The 16,569-nt window shown below is 51.1% G+C and carries 11 protein-coding genes; 3 read left to right on the top strand and 8 right to left on the bottom strand.

Annotation, left to right across the window (positions count from 1 at the left end):
* From ACXAH1_RS07410 to pigA, 8 genes are all read right to left on the bottom strand, one after another.
* A complete protein-coding gene (locus tag ACXAH1_RS07410; protein ID WP_253043798.1) occupies nt 1–1,947 on the bottom strand; it encodes an aminotransferase class I/II-fold pyridoxal phosphate-dependent enzyme in 1,947 nt (648 codons plus the stop codon).
* Between the two features lie 12 nt (nt 1,948–1,959).
* Nucleotides 1,960–2,208 (bottom strand): acyl carrier protein, encoded by a 249-nt coding sequence (locus ACXAH1_RS07415; RefSeq protein ID WP_253043803.1) that lies wholly within the window; start codon nt 2,206–2,208, stop codon nt 1,960–1,962.
* 27 nt (nt 2,209–2,235) lie between these two features.
* Nucleotides 2,236–3,255, bottom strand: a complete 1,020-nt coding sequence (locus tag ACXAH1_RS07420; RefSeq protein ID WP_253043806.1) for an acetylserotonin O-methyltransferase — start codon at nt 3,253–3,255, stop codon at nt 2,236–2,238.
* 74 nt (nt 3,256–3,329) lie between these two features.
* A complete protein-coding gene (pigE, locus tag ACXAH1_RS07425) occupies nt 3,330–5,882 on the bottom strand; it encodes a prodigiosin MAP biosynthesis aminotransferase PigE (RefSeq protein WP_475195359.1) in 2,553 nt (850 codons plus the stop codon).
* Nucleotides 5,879–8,431, bottom strand: a complete 2,553-nt coding sequence (gene pigD, locus ACXAH1_RS07430) for a prodigiosin MAP biosynthesis protein PigD (protein WP_475195360.1) — start codon at nt 8,429–8,431, stop codon at nt 5,879–5,881. Before pigD ends, pigE begins: the two co-directional genes overlap by 4 nt.
* A 145-nt stretch (nt 8,432–8,576) precedes the next feature.
* Complete coding sequence (gene pigC / locus ACXAH1_RS07435; RefSeq protein WP_475195361.1) at nt 8,577–11,225, bottom strand: prodigiosin ligase PigC; 2,649 nt, start codon at nt 11,223–11,225, stop codon at nt 8,577–8,579.
* Complete coding sequence (gene pigB / locus ACXAH1_RS07440) at nt 11,222–13,249, bottom strand: prodigiosin MAP biosynthesis oxidoreductase PigB (protein ID WP_475195364.1); 2,028 nt, start codon at nt 13,247–13,249, stop codon at nt 11,222–11,224. The genes pigC and pigB overlap by 4 nt, the downstream gene beginning before the upstream one ends.
* 2 nt (nt 13,250–13,251) lie before the next feature.
* On the bottom strand, nt 13,252–14,406 hold the full coding sequence (gene pigA, locus ACXAH1_RS07445; RefSeq protein WP_253043818.1) for a prodigiosin MBC biosynthesis dehydrogenase PigA: 1,155 nt from the start codon (nt 14,404–14,406) through the stop codon (nt 13,252–13,254).
* A gap of 320 nt (nt 14,407–14,726) precedes the next feature.
* On the opposite strand from pigA, the gene ACXAH1_RS07450 reads away from it, so the two are divergent.
* The 3 genes from ACXAH1_RS07450 (at nt 14,727) to ACXAH1_RS07460 (ending at nt 16,552) form a co-directional block, all read left to right on the top strand.
* Nucleotides 14,727–14,897, top strand: coding sequence for a hypothetical protein (locus ACXAH1_RS07450; RefSeq protein ID WP_253043821.1), 171 nt, complete (start codon nt 14,727–14,729; stop codon nt 14,895–14,897).
* 140 nt (nt 14,898–15,037) lie between these two features.
* Nucleotides 15,038–15,943, top strand: a complete 906-nt coding sequence (locus tag ACXAH1_RS07455; protein WP_475195365.1) for a DMT family transporter — start codon at nt 15,038–15,040, stop codon at nt 15,941–15,943.
* 141 nt (nt 15,944–16,084) lie between these two features.
* Nucleotides 16,085–16,552: a winged helix-turn-helix domain-containing protein gene (locus tag ACXAH1_RS07460; protein WP_475195367.1), complete on the top strand. Its 468-nt coding sequence runs from the start codon at nt 16,085–16,087 to the stop codon at nt 16,550–16,552.
* Nucleotides 16,553–16,569: the final 17 nt, after the last annotated feature.

The raw sequence follows: 16,569 nt of genomic DNA on the forward strand, positions 1-16,569 counted from the left end.
TCAGGCCTCCGCCAGTCCCGCTTTAACATCCTGATTGAGTGGTACGCCCACTTCCAGTGCACCTTCTACCAGAATACGATAGGCTTCATCCAGGTCTGCCTGGGTGTGCTCACTGGTGATACTCAGGCGCAAACGTGCGTCGCCAACCGCCACGCCGGGGAAGACCACGGTCTGACAATACAGGCCTCGGGCACGTACGGCGCGTCCCAGTGCCAACGTTTTTGCATCATCGCCAACCACAACAGGAACTATGGCCGAGTCGGAGTTTTCCAGGTCAAAGCCTGCCTGCAATAACAAGTTGCGGAAGTAATAAATGTTATCCCAAAGCTTGGTCAGACGCTCAGGCTCGCGCAGCATCACATCGATCGATGCAATAACACCAGCTGCAACGTGGGCCGGAATTGTGGCGGCGAATACATATGAGTTGGAGTAAAAGCGCAGGAACTCCACCACGTCGCCATCGCCACAGACAAACCCGCCCAGGCCGGAGAGTGCTTTACTCATAGTACCCAGTTCCAGGTCGACTTCGCCTTTCATATTGAAGTGCTCGGTAGTCCCTGAACCTGTTTTACCCAGTACGCCGGTTGAATGGGCATCATCAACTAGTACACGGGCGCCGTAGCGCTTCGCCAGTTTCATCAGACGCGGCAGGTCGACAATATCCCCATGCATACTGAACACGCCGTCGGTCACAATCAGTTTGCCACCCGGATGGTCGGCGTATTTGGCCAGAGATTTTTCCAGGCTGTTCAGTGAGTGGTTGTAGATCTTACGTTGCGCACCCGCCAGCTTACAGCCGTCTGTGATACTCATATGGTTAATGGCATCAGTAAAGATCAGGTCATGTTTAGACGTCAGGGCGGAAATACAGCCCAGATTTGCCGAGTAACCGGACGGGTAAACAATACAGGCTTCGCGGCCTTTCAGTTTGGCCAGTTTACGCTCCAACTCCAGATGCAGGACGTTACTGCCCGCAATAATCCGGCAACCCGTGTTGGTGGCGCCATATTGGCCAGCGGCATCCTGTATCGCCTGGATCACCTCAGGGTGATTCGACAGGCCCAGATAACTGTTAGAACCAAACATCAGAAACTCACGACTGGTGCCGGTGACTTCATCAAACATGACCGCACGGTTTTTACAGGGGGTTTCCAGTGGCATACCGTACCAGTAAAGTTGCTGCGCTTTTTTCTTGTCGTAGAAAGATTTGAACTCACTGGCTTTGTGGAACAGATCCGGATGCTGGATCCCCACAAAGTCACGCATTGTCCTGTTATCACCGTCGTCGCTATCTATCTGGTGCTGTACTTCGTCACTTTTCGCAGCCGGATTGAGCAGTTCATCAATCAAGGGGTTTTTGCTAACCAGCTCAGCGGCCCATTGCGCGCCTTTTTCTTCTACCAGCAGGCTGGCAAACGCCTGCTCCAGCTCAGCCAGGGTTTTACAGCCAGGAATTTTTAAATTGTCTCTCAATCCCAGCGTTTTCAGTAGTTCACCCTGTGCTGAGACCACAGTGACTGAATCTATACCCAGATCGCTCTCGATCTCGGCATCCATACTCAGTTCATTGGCGTTATAGCCACTGAAGCTGGCAACCACAGAAAGCACTTGCTCACGCAGCCAGCTGTGTGCATCTTGTGCGCCATCGGTATTCACTGTCGCCTTGGCCTCACTGAGGTGAAATTCCTGTGCGGCGATTTGTTCAACCGCATCGGCAATGCAGTGAATATTCTGGATGGACAGCGGGTTTTTAAGCTGTAGCTGTTTAGTCAGTGCTGCGGTTACTTCGGCCAGCGCAATAGAGTCTATGCCAAAGTCGTTTTCAAGATGACTGGTCAGGTCCAGAGTATTAGCAGGATACTCAGTCAGTTCAGCAAATGTTTTCAGGACTTGCTGTTGCAGGGTTTCCATAATGTCCGGATTTACTTTTGGATTCGTTGCACTCATTTTCAAGCCTCCTTATGCTTGCTCTGTCTGAAGGCGTTCAACCAGGGTCACCATGGCATCGACTGATGCAAAGTTGCCTGGGTGGATCTCCTGCATACCTATGTTTAACTGGGTTTCTTGTTTGAGGTAATCGACCAGGTCAAAAATGGCCGCCGAGTCAACGATATTTAATTCAAACAAGGGGGTTTGCGGCTCAAGGCCGTCTTTTTCGCCGTCCAGAAACTGCTCGGCGATATGGTCTAGTAATTTAGTGGCTAACATCCTGCTACTCCTTCTGTTATTGCCTGATCACGCTTTTTCGCCGACGATCAGGGTCCGTGGCCCGGGGATCTCAAGGATACGGGCATTATTGAATCCGGCTTCGTGGAAGCGTGCCAGATATTCTTCGCTGCTACTTTCAATACCACCGTCTGTGGATACCAACATATTCAGTGACAGCAGGGCGGTGAACTCAGGACCGGACTTATCATCATTAAGCGGCGTTTCTGAGGCAATAAAGCGGCCACCGGCTGGCATGGCGTTGTAGATATTTTTTAAGATGGTGACCTGGGTTTCTGGTGCATAGTCGTGCAGCATCCAGCCCAGGTGAATAAGGTCATAGTCACCAATGGGCAGGTTACCTGCGATGACATCGCCTTCCACGACTTCGATGCGATCGCCATAGCCTTGCTCACCCAGCTTGTCGCGCAAAAATGCCGACGCCTGAGGCAATTCACAGATGGCCAGCGACACACCCGGATGGGCATTGGCCACGGCTATTGGTAAGGTGCCAATGCCGCTACCGATATCCAAAAAGGAGTGGTGCTGTGAGAAATCGTAATCTTTGACGAAGCCTTCGATGAAGGGGGCGGCAAATTTGCCCAGGAACTCCTGGAAATCTGCTACGTCGTCTGGGTTTTGATACAGAATGTCGAACCAGCTGCGGTTGTCACCAAATACTGCTTCTCGCTGGTTAGTATCGCTTTTTACCGCGCTGCTCAGCTCTCCCCACAAGGGATATAAGAAAGTATCGATATGGCGGCCCAGCCAGCCCAGCCACATAGGTTCATCACTTAATAAAAACGCGTGATGCTCTGAGGGTAGCTGGTACCGGTTATCTTGCTTGGTCAGATACCCCATTGCATGCAGCGCGATAAGCATTTGCTCAGCAGAACGCAGCGGTGCGTCGATTTTGTCAGCCAGTTGCTGGGCGCTTAGATCCGTGTCGCGAAAATGGTCAAACAGCTTCAGCGATAATGCAGCGGTCACGGCTTTGGCCTGGAAAAAGCCCATCATATGGTTGACAACGTCTTGTTTGTTGAGAGTCATAAGTAATCCTTATCAATCAGTCATTTGTTACGGTGTGGGTCGCAACTGTGTGTGGCAGTGCGACCCAGATTTCATTAGTCTAAAAAAGTCGACAGTTCTTCACAGACACAAGAGAAAGCGCTGACAAAGCGATCAATCTCAGCTTTTGTGATCACCAGAGGTGGCTGGATCCGGATCACCGTCGAGCTGTTGGCGGTGACAAAGGTCAGGATTTGGTGGTCCAGACAGAACTTGGTGACAAATTTGAGGCAGAACATTTCACCCAGTGTCTGCTCCATGCGTTCCATGGCTGCTTGCAGGTGCTCCCGGACCGGATCGGGCAGGAACTTCCAGGTGCTGTGCCAGTCGCCGGGCAGACGCGTGGCGAACTCTCTGGCCGAGGCGGCAACCGCTCCGTCAAAGGTTTGTTCGAACTGGATCCCCAGCATCAGGCCTTTACCGCGAATTTCGGCCACAAAGGGATATTTATCGGCAATGGCCTGTAGCTCAGTTTTAAAATAGCTGCCCAGCTCGTCAGAGCGAGAGGCCAGATCCTGCGCAACGATTTCACGCAGTGCGGTCAATGCAGCCACTGATGCGAGGTTGCCGCCGCCAAAGGTGGAGGTATGTACTAAGAAGCGATCTGAGGTGCCATAGGCACGTTGCCAGACATCGCTGCGACACAAAGTCGCGCCGATGGGCATAAGTCCGCCGGACAGAGACTTAGAGAGCATCAGCACATCGGGTTCGATGCCTTCCCACTCACAGGCAAACAGTTTACCGGTACGTGCCAGACCGGTCTGGATCTCATCGACCATCAGCAAAGTGTCTGTGTCGCGACAGATTTGCTGAACGGCACTCAGATATCCGGCTGGTGGCACATGGACGCCGCCTTCACCCTGAATAGGTTCTATCATCAGAGCACCCACATCATCACGTTGCAGGGCGTCACGCAGTGCATCTAAGTCAGCAAAAGGCACTTCAACCATGGCCTGGATCAGCGGCTGGAAGTATTTACGGTGTTTTTCCCGCCCGGTAATAGACAGGGCACCCAGGGTTTTTCCGTGGTAGCTGTTTTTCAGATAGGCAATACCCGGCTTACCGGTCGCGGCCTTGGCCAGCTTAATCGCCGCCTCAACGGCTTCGGTGCCTGAGTTACTGAAAAACACCCGGCCCATATCGCCCGGGGCTAAATGACACAGCACTTCCGCCAGCTTGGCGGTATGCTCCGGTACAGAAATATACTGAATAAAGTTAGGGCCTTGCTCATCCAGAAAAGTCTTCACAGCTTCGCTGACGGCGGTTGGGTTATGACCCAGATTCAGACAGCCATAGCCTGCCACCATATCGAGATAGCCGGTACCTTCATTGTCATACAACATAGTGCCTTCGGCTTTACGGAATACATTGTCGCAGCGCTGTTGTTTTAAAAACTCCACCATCATAGGGTTAATAAACTGATGGTGGCGGTCCAGGGTGTCTTCTTTGGCTGGGTCCTGGGCCAGGATGTTATCGATAAAGGTCAGTCTCTGACTGGTGTCGCCTTTGTCGATGGCATAAATGTCCTGGTGATAGTAGCGCTTCAGGTTGGTGACATGCTGGCGGTCAATACGCTCACCAAATGAGGCCAGCGGATAGGCATAAAAGCCATGTTTTTCGGCCAGCTCGCCGATTTCCAACACCTTGACCGGCTCCAGGTAACGACCCAGTGAGTAGTTCTCACGGCGTTGCTCCAGGGCCAGCACTATCGTTTCAGCCATACAGCCATTGAGCTGTTGTTTGATGGTGACATTCAGTGATTCACCTCCGAGTTTGACGGCGTCGGTTGCTGTGACGCAGCCGCCATCGATGATTAAAATGTCATCGCGGGCCGGGCGGGCATCGACATTGACGTCCCGCGGCAGCGCCACATCAATGAAGATGGAACCGGGTTGCAGTTTCGCTACATCAATCACGTCACCAGCTGAGGTGGCCCCGGCAAACAGCTTGCATTCGCCATACAAGTCGTCCGGGTTACCAGTCAGGCTCACCCGATTGTGGTATTGCTCCGGCAGGTGGCTGAGCATTTCAGCTTTGTCTTTATGGCCAGCGCGGTGCAGCAGTTTCAGATTAAACCCTTCTGCCAGTAACAAACGACTCAGTGCCAGGCAGATAGAACCCGGGTACCCGACAATGGCCACAGTTTCTTTTTCCGGGTTGATGTCCAGCCACTCTTTGATTTGCATCAGGGCTTTGTAGCCGGCATAGGTGGTCAGCGAGTTGCCCGAGGTAATCGGGATCGGGGATTTGGCGGCGGTGGCTTCGCCGCGGCGACCGACAATAGAGGTAAAGCCACCCAGGCCAACCAGCTCTGCGCCGTCAGCCACAAACTCTTCCACGCCAGCGACCACACGCTCGGCAATGCCTCTGGGATCGGCAATCATCTCTTCGGCTATCAGTGGCATGTATTTGATCATGCCTTCACAGGTCGCGCCGCTGGCTGAGGTGATTTTGGCAAAGTTCATAAACGGAACCAGGTTGGCTTTGCCCCACAGTTCACGGTTGTAGCCGGTATGTTGATCCTGAGTGTTGCGTTGCAGCAGATCGAGCATTTTAACGTAGCGTTTCAGGCCGACTGAGGTCGGGTGGGCGATAAATCCAAACTTCATGAGTTAATTTCCTGTGCTGATGGCGTATCTGAATCGGTGTCGGGGGTAACAGGCTCTGCGCTGTCGCGCTGCCAGCCTTTGGCGGTGGCCAGTGAAATGCCATCCCCTTCATTGTTGTGGCCCAGTACCACGGAGAACAGCGTCAAACGTTTGCTCGCTGTCAGTGCTGTGCGAACTGCCGTTTCATCAAACTGAGTCAGGGTCTGGGCGGAAATGTCAAAATCACCGATTTGTTGCTCAAATTGGGGCTGCTCTATGTTGACCAGACGCATCTGACGTGAGGTGCGGTTGAATAAGATCCGTTCCTGATAGGTGTTGATCACTGACAGACCGCCATTGCAAAAATAGAACACGCTGATGCTCTTATCGAGCAGCTGAGGGTGAGTCAGGATATTGTCGATAAATGCCGGTAAAATATCGGGCACAATCCCTTTGGCCCCGTCGCCGATAAAGGCGATAACATTGGTAGGGCTGGTGTAGGCGAGATAGCCACTGGCAAGCAGGGCGTCGCCCATCAGGGCACGACCATACCAGCCCGAAAAGCCGCGGCGTGTTTTGGCCACGTTACGTACGGCGGAAATGCCACAGCGACCAACATCGTAGACACCGGTATAGTCAAAGTTCTCTTGCTCAATTAAATCTTCAATGACACGATTGAGCTGGCAGAAGAAATAGTTCGGTGACATTGGCAGACTGGGTAGCTTGCTGAGCACGTCAGACTGGGTATCCGGGTAAGCCATGATCCGCGCCATACGCTTGGCACGCAACGACTCGCTGACATTGAGGTGCTTTTTCACGGCCTGCAGGAAATCACGACAGCGCATATGTAAATGCAGATCGGCAAACGGCGACAGATGGGTTTCTTCCTGGGTCAGTTGCACCAGGTGGACCTTGCGCTCCAGGCGGCCATCGGAAAATGGCGTCGCAATCTGAGCAACCCGGCTTTTAATCATAAACAGACACTGCTCATCAGTACTGTTGAGCTTGTCTTTGGTATGAAAGTAGTTGTAAACCCGCGGCGTATAACCGTAAATGGCCAGTGTACCCAGGTAATTGTCGTTGCGTTGGCCCTGATAGTATTTAGGTGCAGTGCCAGGGTGAGCGAGGCTGTCTACCAGCGCAATACCTGCCTGCTGGGCGATATCATGGATCAGGGCATACTCGTCTTCACTGACCGGACCAAGCTGCCAGACCAGCTTTTCTGGTCCGTTATTGATAAGCTCGATGGCCTGACGGAGCTCGTCGGTCATGATTTCAACGGGCTCATCACTTGGATTCGCAGGCAGGGCTTCGAGTGCAGGTAAATCCAGTTCCAAAGAAGACTCCAGAACATTCTGAGTGGCCAATACCACAACCGGTCCCTGACCCTGATGATAGAGTCGGTAAACTTCTGCCAGGTTTTCACCTATCTGTTCAATTTCATCCATGTATACATAGGGAATGCGCTTAGCTGCCAGTACCTCGCGCATGTCTTCACTGGCAGTGATGGTGCCCTGGAAGCTGTACCACTGACTCAGGCGGTTTTCGGCAACAACGATGATTCCCTGAGCTGCCGTTTCTTTCAGGTTGGCCAGGGTACCTTTAAATTCATCCATCATGCCGGATGTGACCACCGCTAAAAACGGCATGCGGTAGAGCTGCCAGTTGGCAATCGCGCCACAGGCAATGGCGTGCTCATTCGGGCCCCTTAGCACCAATGCGCCTTGCTTTTCGGCGTGACGGTCGAGATGACCGATGAGGTTGGAAACCACAGAGCCGGTGTAGTACGACACCAGCCAGTGCTCGGGCGCAGTTCGGGCAAAGAAGTTGATCAGCTGATCGCCCAGAGTATTGTGCAGCTCCAAAGAGCCAACAGGTTTGACCCGGCGGTTGGCATAATTCATTTCGAAAAAGTCCATCCACAGTCGCAATAGCTCGGTCTGGAAAGTGGCCGGATCGGTGCTGCGCACGATTTCACGATATTGCTGCGGTAAATAGCTGTAGGGCGTACGCAGTGCGCGAATAAAGGTTACAGTCGAGAAGCTGGTGTAGAAAGCCGGAATGCCGATTTTCTGCATCGCACGGTAAAAGGCATCCAGATCGCGGTCAACCTGATCTATGCTGTCGTCCTGAAACCCCATTGAGGTTTGATCATAAAACAGCATGCCAACCTGAAAATCCGGCTGATCATTCAGGGCATTGCTGTGAATAATCTTACCGGTTGCTTCAGCCAGACTGGCGCATTGAATGACCTGAATATTGATCGCTTTTTTCTGTCCTTTCAAGAACTGGATCGCTTTGCTTCTCACTTCGTCGTATAGCGAGCAGGGGACTAGCGAAGGGTTTTTCAACGCCAACTCCGATTGAATATGTACCCGGTTAAACACATAATCGCGGATGTCGCTCAGGACGCTTAATCCGGTGTGGAAAAACTGCTCGTCACGGGTGACTACGATTACCCCAACGGTGATGGTGTCTTGTTTTGCACCACTGCGCTGCGTCTCGGCTTGCCATATATGCTCGAAGCCGGATGCGCTCGACTGAGTGCTTAATCCTGTAATGCTTGTCATAATTTATTCCTTCTGCTGCCTGTTAATAACTCGGTTCGCTGGAAAATTGCACGCAACGACCCGCAACGGCGGCAGCACGCCACTTGCCGTTGTACTTTTAAGTTAAATGTTGTGAGTGCGGGTCAGTGACCCGCAATGGGTTTCGCTATTCTCTTTGGATGATCACTGTGCCCTGGTCACCATCAAGGATCAGCGTGTCGCCACTTTTGATGGCCGCAGTGGCACTGTGTAAATTCACCACCGCTGGAATGCCGAACTCTCGGGCCACGATACAGCTGTGTGACAGGGTCGAGCCGATGTCCGTAACAACGCCACTGGCAAGCGCGAATAAGGGGGTCCAGCTGGCATCGGTAAAGCGCGCGACCAGAATTTCTCCCGGCTCCAGTTCACCAGCCTGGGTCTGCAGGTCGGTGATAACGCGGGCCTTAGCAACTATCTTGCCGGGGCTTGCTGCCAGGCCACTCATCGAATCGCTGTGCTCTTGCGAGGAGGTTTTCATCTTAGGCGTATAAGGCCCAATGATGGCCATTGGGGGCTCTTCGGCATGGAGGTTAAATAAATGACTGTGACGATTGGCATTGAGTAGCGTCTCGCTGAATGCTTCGGCGGCGCCCATACGTCCGGCGACATAGTCACGCAGTCGATTGAAGTCGATGTAGGGCAAGTCTTCAACTTTAGCCAGGTTGTCTCGCTCCAGACGTGACAGCACCTCCAGAATGATGCAGCGGTAGAACCAGGTTTCGGTGATAAACGTCGGACGTGTTGCTTCACGGCGCTCTGCCATCACACCATACAATTTAATGATGGTTTTGAGTTTAAATCGTGCACCTGCAGGTAAGGCTTTAAACAGCTGCTCGCTGTCGGCTTCGCGCAGGCTCTCGGTTTCTTTGAGCTTTTTCTCCAGATCAACCGGGTGTTTAAGGTACATTTTCATGACCTGTAGCAGGTAACTTGGGTCATCACGCCAGCGCGGGATACTCAGCTCAAATTCCTGACGGCCACGGGCGCCAAATTCAAGTAAGAAGGCTTCAAACGGGCCCTGCCAGAATGGCTGTCCAAGCGGGTGAGCTGGGAGTATTTTAACCAGCTCTTCGGCTTCAAAACGCTCAAATACGGCTTTTAGTTCATTGTTCTTCTGTACATGTTCAACCAGATCCAGGATCCCACGTGTGACTTCGATAGTACGCAGGTTGTTCATAGAGGCTTTGATGCGATTTTGCAGCCCCTCACCTTGATCTTTAAAGTGTTCTTCACAGGTTTCCGCCAGTGCATCGTATAAAGCAAATGACTGCAGGAAAAACGGCATATAGGCGGCACAAGAGTCGAGGAAGTACTGGTCGATGCGAGTCAGCTCAGTATCTAACTCACTGAGTGACATGCTGGACAAGTCCAGTGCCAGAAAACGCTTAGTCTCGTTTTCTCGCAGGGCAATCATGTCCTCAACAATTTTGCCTGCATTACGCATATTGTGCACTTGTTGTTTTAGCCAGTGCCAGGCACTTTTGGCGTAGTCCCAGCCCTCAACACCACGACCATAGGGGTTGCGGTAGTTGCTGAAATCTATGTCTGAGGTCGCATAACGGGTGGTGAACTTCATCTCGTCCCGGGTGGGCGGACACTGACGCAACATGTGTGCGGAGCCGGAGATATTCAGATATACCTGGCCCTGGATATAGCCCATGTAAACTTGCCAGTCACTAATATCTGCCAATCCCATCGTCTTGATAGCGGGACCATGGATGTGCTTTTGATAGAATTCACAAAATGATAAACCAAGCGGCGTCATCAATCCGGTGACTATCTCTCCGGTATCCATGCGAGAAAAGAAGGCGCCGTCTTTGATGCTCTGATCTTGCTCCCAGGGGTTGGCATAAATGGGCTCGGCTTTACTGGCCTGGGTCGTGACCGGGCGAGCCTGTAGCAGCCAGATCTTGTCGTCTTTTAGTGCCCATTCGATATCCAGCTCGGTTTGATAGAGGGCCTGAGCCTGCTTTGCCAGCGTCAGTAATTGTGCCAGTTGCGAGTCATTCAGACTGGCGGTTTGTTGTTGCGCTGGTGGGGTATTCAGTAAAGTGACCTGACCCTGAGCATTGCGTTGACAATACTGAGGCTTGACCCGGATTTCCTGTTGCAACAGTGCACCGTTTTCTTTGTCCAGAATAAAGCTGTCGGTACTGACCTGACCCGATACGACGCCTTCGCCCAGACCCCAACAGCTGTCAATAACCACTTTGTTGGTATCGCCACTGAGTGGATCCTGAGTGAACATTACCCCAGCTGCATCGGCATCGACCATAGTTTGCAAAACAACGGCAATGGCGGTATCAGCTGCACTGCTGTTACGATATCCTGCGGCTCGTTCGGCCCACAATGAGGCCCAGCATGCGCGTACTTTTTCCATCACGCTGTCACTGCCCTGAACATGCAGGTAGGTTTCATATTGACCCGCAAAGCTCTGGCTTTGACCGTCTTCATCCAGTGCGGAAGAGCGCACCGCGATTTGTGCATTATCACCTAATCCCTGATAAGCAGACGCAATAGCTGTGCGTAGCTGCTCAGGGATATCAGCACTGAGAATCGTTTCACGTACTTTATCCAGCTCTGATTCGCTAAGTAAGTCGTCTGGCAGTGCCGTGTTAACAAAGGTCTGATAGGCCTCAGCGGTAATGCAAAAGGCGGGTGGTACGGGCAAGCCCGCACGGATCAGATGATTCAGTGAGTGGCCCTTGCCGCCCAAATGACCGAGTTCCAGTTGTTCGTTGCCACTGAGGGCGACGACGAGTGATTGGCTCATGATACCGTCTCCTTGCTGCGCGGTATGGCAGTTTTATCCGTGTGTAGTAATGCGTCTTTAACCTGTGCTGAAGCCTGTTTACCTGCAAAAATGGCACTTTCCAGGTTGCCTATCCCAACACTGTCCTGATTGGCAAAATAAACGCTGATATGTGGTTGTGAGGCCTGCTGGAATACACCGTTGGCCTGCTGGCCTATGACCGAGGTGATCAGTGCCCCGGGCCAGTACCAGATCTGAATGTCTTCGACAATGCGTGGGTCTATCCCTAAGTTATTAAGCATCAGCGAAATTTCCTGATAGGTTTGCTGCTGCAAGCCTGTGAAATCATGCTCTGCGGTACGTCCCTGGCGCTCCGGACGTGTCGTTGGTTTTAGCAGGGTAAGTACACCGCCTTCACTTTGGTTAGTGCTGTCCATCCAGTTAGCTACTAAGCAGGTTCCGGCTTTACACCAGGCGTAGGGTTGCTCAGGGCGATCTGGTTCGATCATATAGCCGCCAAAAGAGTGACTGAGCACAGGGCGTGACAATAGTGCATTGGCCAGATAGTAATCCTCATGGCGGATTTCTTTAATGGCATTAAGCTGGACTTCAGGCAGTGAGGGCAGCCACTGTGAAAGCTGGTGCTTAGGGGCTGCCCAGATGAGCTTTTTAGCTTTTACTGAAATATTATGATGCTGTACTTTTGCTGTTAACTGAACGCCAGCCTCAGCGTTGTTCAGATTGACCAGGTTAACATCGCTTTGCAGTGTGACATTCGTTTGCTGATTAAGATGTGCGACTAGGGCTTCACTGATATGTCCGTTGCCCCCCGGAAGCGTCACTAAATTGCCCCTGAGGTAGCCGACCAAAAAGTGCAGGCCGACATAGGCAGAGACCTCATGAATATCGAGACATTCTACTCTGAGCGTGGTAGTGACTGCATTTTCAACCAGCTTGCCCAGATTGCGAGGTGGTTGCAAATCGTCCGGGAACGACGCGGTTTTTTCTGGTTCAAACAGGTAGCTGTAGAGTGAGATGTTGTCCAGCTGTGCCATTGCTTCTTTGCTCCAGCCACTTTGCTCGTGCCAGGGCACCTGAGGAAAGCGCTTGGTACCCGGAGCAAAACCGTCCAGAAAGTGGTACAGATCGGCAAATATCGGGTCGCCCAGTTGTTTTGCTGCGACAACATAGGGTTTACCAATTAAGGCGTTGAGCAACAATTGGCCCGTTAACCCCCATACCGCAGGTTTGAGCAAATAACTGGGAAATTTTATAAAACCTAAAGTGATCTCATTTAGGCACTTGAGCAGTAGAATCGTATCGAAGAAAACCAATGTGTCTTGTGCGTTGGTTTTAAATTTATCTTGCAACCCCAGTTTGGTCAGTAACTGATCCATATCCGAGCCTGCTACGGGTTGTTGAAAACATACGCCGGCAATGGGGTGGGGCAACGAGCGGTGACTGTTACAGCGTGCATTACCGCCAAACGTTGGGCTTTTTTCCAGCACCAGCACGCGCTCTGTATCAAATTCGCTGGCTGCCGTCAGTCCCGATACGCCACCACCGATAATGATCACGTCGTACTCCTCAGCCAGCTTAGGCTTGTCAGGAGATTTTGCCAGCGCCTTTGGCTTGGCAAAATCCTGACTGGCAAAAACGCGTTTTGCACCGGTGCGGCGGAACTGCTGACGCAACATATAGAGCGCCGCGATAATAAAAATGGCATCCAGCGGAATAACCTGCGGCTGAGAGCGGTGCAAAATGGTGATAAACACCGCCATCATTGCCAGCTGACCGTAAATAACAAAACGGGTCCAGCGTGGATTTAGCCACAGTACCAGGCCCGAGCCGAATAGTGCGACAGCGACCAGAATATTCGCAATATCTCCGTTATTGGCCAATAGTTCACTGAGCCCACTATACCAGGTACCCTGATTGGCTGCGGCAGCCTGGCGCAGAATATCAGGCACATTTTCTAACTGTGGAAATGCTTTGGCCAGTCCGGCCAGCATATAAAGTACGGCAAAGATCCGTTGAACTAGCATGTTCATGCTCCTCTTAAGCCAAGTTTTCGGGCAATGATTTCACGTTGGATATCGTTGGTGCCTGAGAAAATACGGCTGGGCAGCGTATCCAGCAGAACCTGTACAATCCCCATATCGGCATCGATCGCTGCGCCACCAAAAGTGGCAATGGCATCCAAAGCGGACTGTACTGCATACTCTGAAATCAGTAACTTGCTCATCGCAATGTCAATTTCAGCATCTTGACCCTGATCGTATTTCCAGCCCGCGCGATATAGCATCAGGCGGCACTGTTCCAGGCGTAATTTAATGTCGATGATGCGGTTTGATACTGACTGGAAGTGGCCTATTTTCTTGCCAAACTGCTTGCGCTCCTGCGCGTAGGCCAGCGTGGTTTCAAGCAGCCGGTCCAGTGCACCAACAAACAGGGCAAACAGACATCCTTTTTCCCAAATCATTGAGTCATGGAAAATGGCCCCTCCGGCTCCCTCAAACCCAATACGTTGCGACTCGGGAACAAACACATTGTCAAAAAATACGTCGCCCATCGGGCAACTGGCCAGGCAATCCTTTGATTGGCTCGCGCCGGTTGACAGGCCGGGGGTGTCTTTTGCAACGATGAAAGCTGAAACGCCCATAAACCCATGACTCGGGTTGGTCCTTGCGTAGGCAACGAACACATCCGCGACAGGTGCATTGGTTATATAAGTTTTCTGGCCATTCAGACGATAACCACCCGCTTCTTTGCTGGCTGTTGTCTTCATGCTATAGATATCTGATCCTGCGCCCGGCTCAGTTGCCGCATTGGCAGCAATCAATTTGCCAGCGACTAAAGGCTCCAGAAAATCACGTTTGAGCTCATCGCTCGCAAACCGTGCAACCGGCATCACACAGGCGAACAGGTGCGCACATAAAGAGAATGACAAGCCCAGATCCTGACTGCCTTTGCCCAGGGCTTCTACCATTAACATGGTGTTGAGTGCCCCAAGGTTAGCACCGCCATGGGCTTCTTCCACAGCCAGTCCGGTAAAGCCAAACTGAGCAGCCTGACGCCAAAGCTCCGGGGAAAAGTGATGATCTCGTTGACGCTGGTGTGCATCCTTGTTCAACACTTCAGAAGCAAAGCGAAGCGCGGAATCGTATAACTCGGTCTGATAGTCGGAAAGTTGAAAATCCATAATATTGCACTTTGAGTTGGTTGAAATACTGCTTTTGCATTAATTGCTATTATGGAGACTTGTTAATGTACCTGTCAATCCTGTTAACCTGTGTTTTTTAAATGTTTTATTTGGGTTTTATTTTTGTGATTCACATTCTCTACACTATTTTATGGTACTTGATTCAATAATATGTTTTTAAAGGGCTTTTCTATTTCCTATTGTGGCTTTTTTATGACAGGGAGTGAACGCATTCTGGATTTTTATTGTTAAATTATTATTAACTTTATATTTTTTTATCATGATGTGTACGCCCGAATTGGGTAGAAGCCTTCTCAATCGTGCTGGCAAAAGTGAATGAGTTTGTCGTTGTCAGGCTCAGCAAAGAGCGCATCATGCTCATCGATTCTGGATATAAGCCATTGACATTGAAGCCTGACGTGATAAAACGGACATTCAATAAACAACAAGAAGAAATTCATGACTTTTTCAACCGCCCTTACAATGCATAATACCTGGCTGCTCAATTCGGCCAGTGTGTGGCGTATTGTCAGCGGTTTGTAAACGTCAATTACTAACCGCGGCAGTATCAGCGGTTAGTGATGTTTCTTTACTTTAGCCTCTCATACTGCCCCGCTTTCGGGAGCTTATTATGCCAGTCCAGGCATCTTACATTTTGGTTATCATGATTTGGTCAACGACCCCGCTGGGGATCGTTATCAGTAGCGCGGGTATGTCACCAACATTAAGTGTGTTTTTACGTATGGCTATTGCGCTAGTGCTGTGCTTTTTTATCATACTGATTGGCCGTTATCGGGTTCCTGTGTCCCGCCGGGCCTGGACCTTGTATTGTTACTCCGGTTTAGGGATTTTTGGTGGTATGTTGCTCAGTTACCTGGCCGCACAGACTGTGCCTTCCGGGGTGATATCATTGGTATTTGGCCTTGCTCCAGTGTTGTCGGGCCTGTTTGCCCAGCATTTGTTGCACGAGACTCGCTTTAGTGTAATCAAATGGCTGGCTTTGGCTTTGTCCTTAGTCGGCTTGTACCTAGTTGTTATGTCACAACTCACAGAGCTGGATCTTGCACCCCGCGGATTGATTTATGTACTGGGTGCGGTCACCTGCTTTAGTCTCTGCGGTGTGATGGTTAAGCGTGTTCGTTTGGTTATTCACCCGTTAGCCACCACCTTTGGTTCGCTCCTGCTGGTGACCCCAATGTTTGGTCTGGTGTGGTGGGTGAGTGATGGGCAACTCAACATGCAGAGCTGGCAGCAAAGCTCTGTGCTGGCTACGGTGTACTTAGGTGTGTTCGGCTCTTTGATCGGGTTTATCGCTTATTTCCATGTGTTACAAAAACTCAAAGCGAGTACGGTTGCATTAACGACCTTGATCACACCAGGGTTTGCCATGCTGCTGGGGGCCTGGATCAACAATGAGCGGATCACTCTGACTTTACTGACTGGCGCATCCATTATTATGGTAAGCCTTGCGGTATTCCAGTTTGGTGAAAACGGCTGGTCAGCTGTGGCGAACAGGATGAAAAAGCAATTGTTATAAATCGTTACATTGGGCTACTGATCCGAGGTTGGGAACATGGTAAGCTTGTCGAACTGACCGGTAGAAAGTGCGTAACTGGGTGTCAGTGCTGGACGCACTCTTACCATTGAACAACTATTATAATTATAAAGCTGAAGGACGATGAAGTTAACATTCCAAGATTTCGAGTTTGACTGCCAAAACCTGGCTTTGTCAAAACAAGGTAGAAAAATCAGTATAAAAGAAAAGCCTGCCACGCTGTTAGGGTTGTTTTTATCGGATCCCCAAAAGATCTACAGCAAGGCTGAGATTCTTGAGCATGTCTGGCCTGGCAGGACGGTGACGGAGCAAGTTGTATTTCAGAATATTGGTCACTTACGTGCGCTATTTGGTGATGACGCAATTAAGACCTTTTCCAAGAAGGGTTATCAATGGCAACTGCCAGTAGAACCAGCTGAGCCCGCCGAGGAATTGATTCAGCATGATGAGGCAACTGAGCAGCCTGTTTCAATGCCCCAGCCACAGAGTTCCGGGCAACAACAACAATCGCTTCAGCGTTTACCCTGGAAATGGTTAGCGCCACTGGCAGCCTTGGTCATTGGTGCAGGTGTTGTTGCCTTGGTGGTGTAAAGCAGGGAGAAAACACG

This window comes from Pseudoalteromonas sp. AWH4_217, from assembly GCF_056161105.1.

Bases quoted from the DNA above. Each gene is read 5' to 3' on its own strand.
- pigD (WP_475195360.1), bottom strand. From the start codon at position 8,431: ATGACAAGCATTACAGGATTAAGCACTCAGTCGAGCGCATCCGGCTTC.
- ACXAH1_RS07460 (WP_475195367.1), top strand. From the start codon at position 16,085: ATGAAGTTAACATTCCAAGATTTCGAGTTTGACTGCCAAAACCTGGCT.
- ACXAH1_RS07415 (WP_253043803.1), bottom strand. From the start codon at position 2,208: ATGTTAGCCACTAAATTACTAGACCATATCGCCGAGCAGTTTCTGGAC.
- ACXAH1_RS07410 (WP_253043798.1), bottom strand. From the start codon at position 1,947: ATGAGTGCAACGAATCCAAAAGTAAATCCGGACATTATGGAAACCCTG.
- pigA (WP_253043818.1), bottom strand. From the start codon at position 14,406: ATGGATTTTCAACTTTCCGACTATCAGACCGAGTTATACGATTCCGCG.
- pigC (WP_475195361.1), bottom strand. From the start codon at position 11,225: ATGAGCCAATCACTCGTCGTCGCCCTCAGTGGCAACGAACAACTGGAA.
- ACXAH1_RS07420 (WP_253043806.1), bottom strand. From the start codon at position 3,255: ATGACTCTCAACAAACAAGACGTTGTCAACCATATGATGGGCTTTTTC.
- pigB (WP_475195364.1), bottom strand. From the start codon at position 13,249: ATGCTAGTTCAACGGATCTTTGCCGTACTTTATATGCTGGCCGGACTG.
- pigE (WP_475195359.1), bottom strand. From the start codon at position 5,882: ATGAAGTTTGGATTTATCGCCCACCCGACCTCAGTCGGCCTGAAACGC.
- ACXAH1_RS07455 (WP_475195365.1), top strand. From the start codon at position 15,038: ATGCCAGTCCAGGCATCTTACATTTTGGTTATCATGATTTGGTCAACG.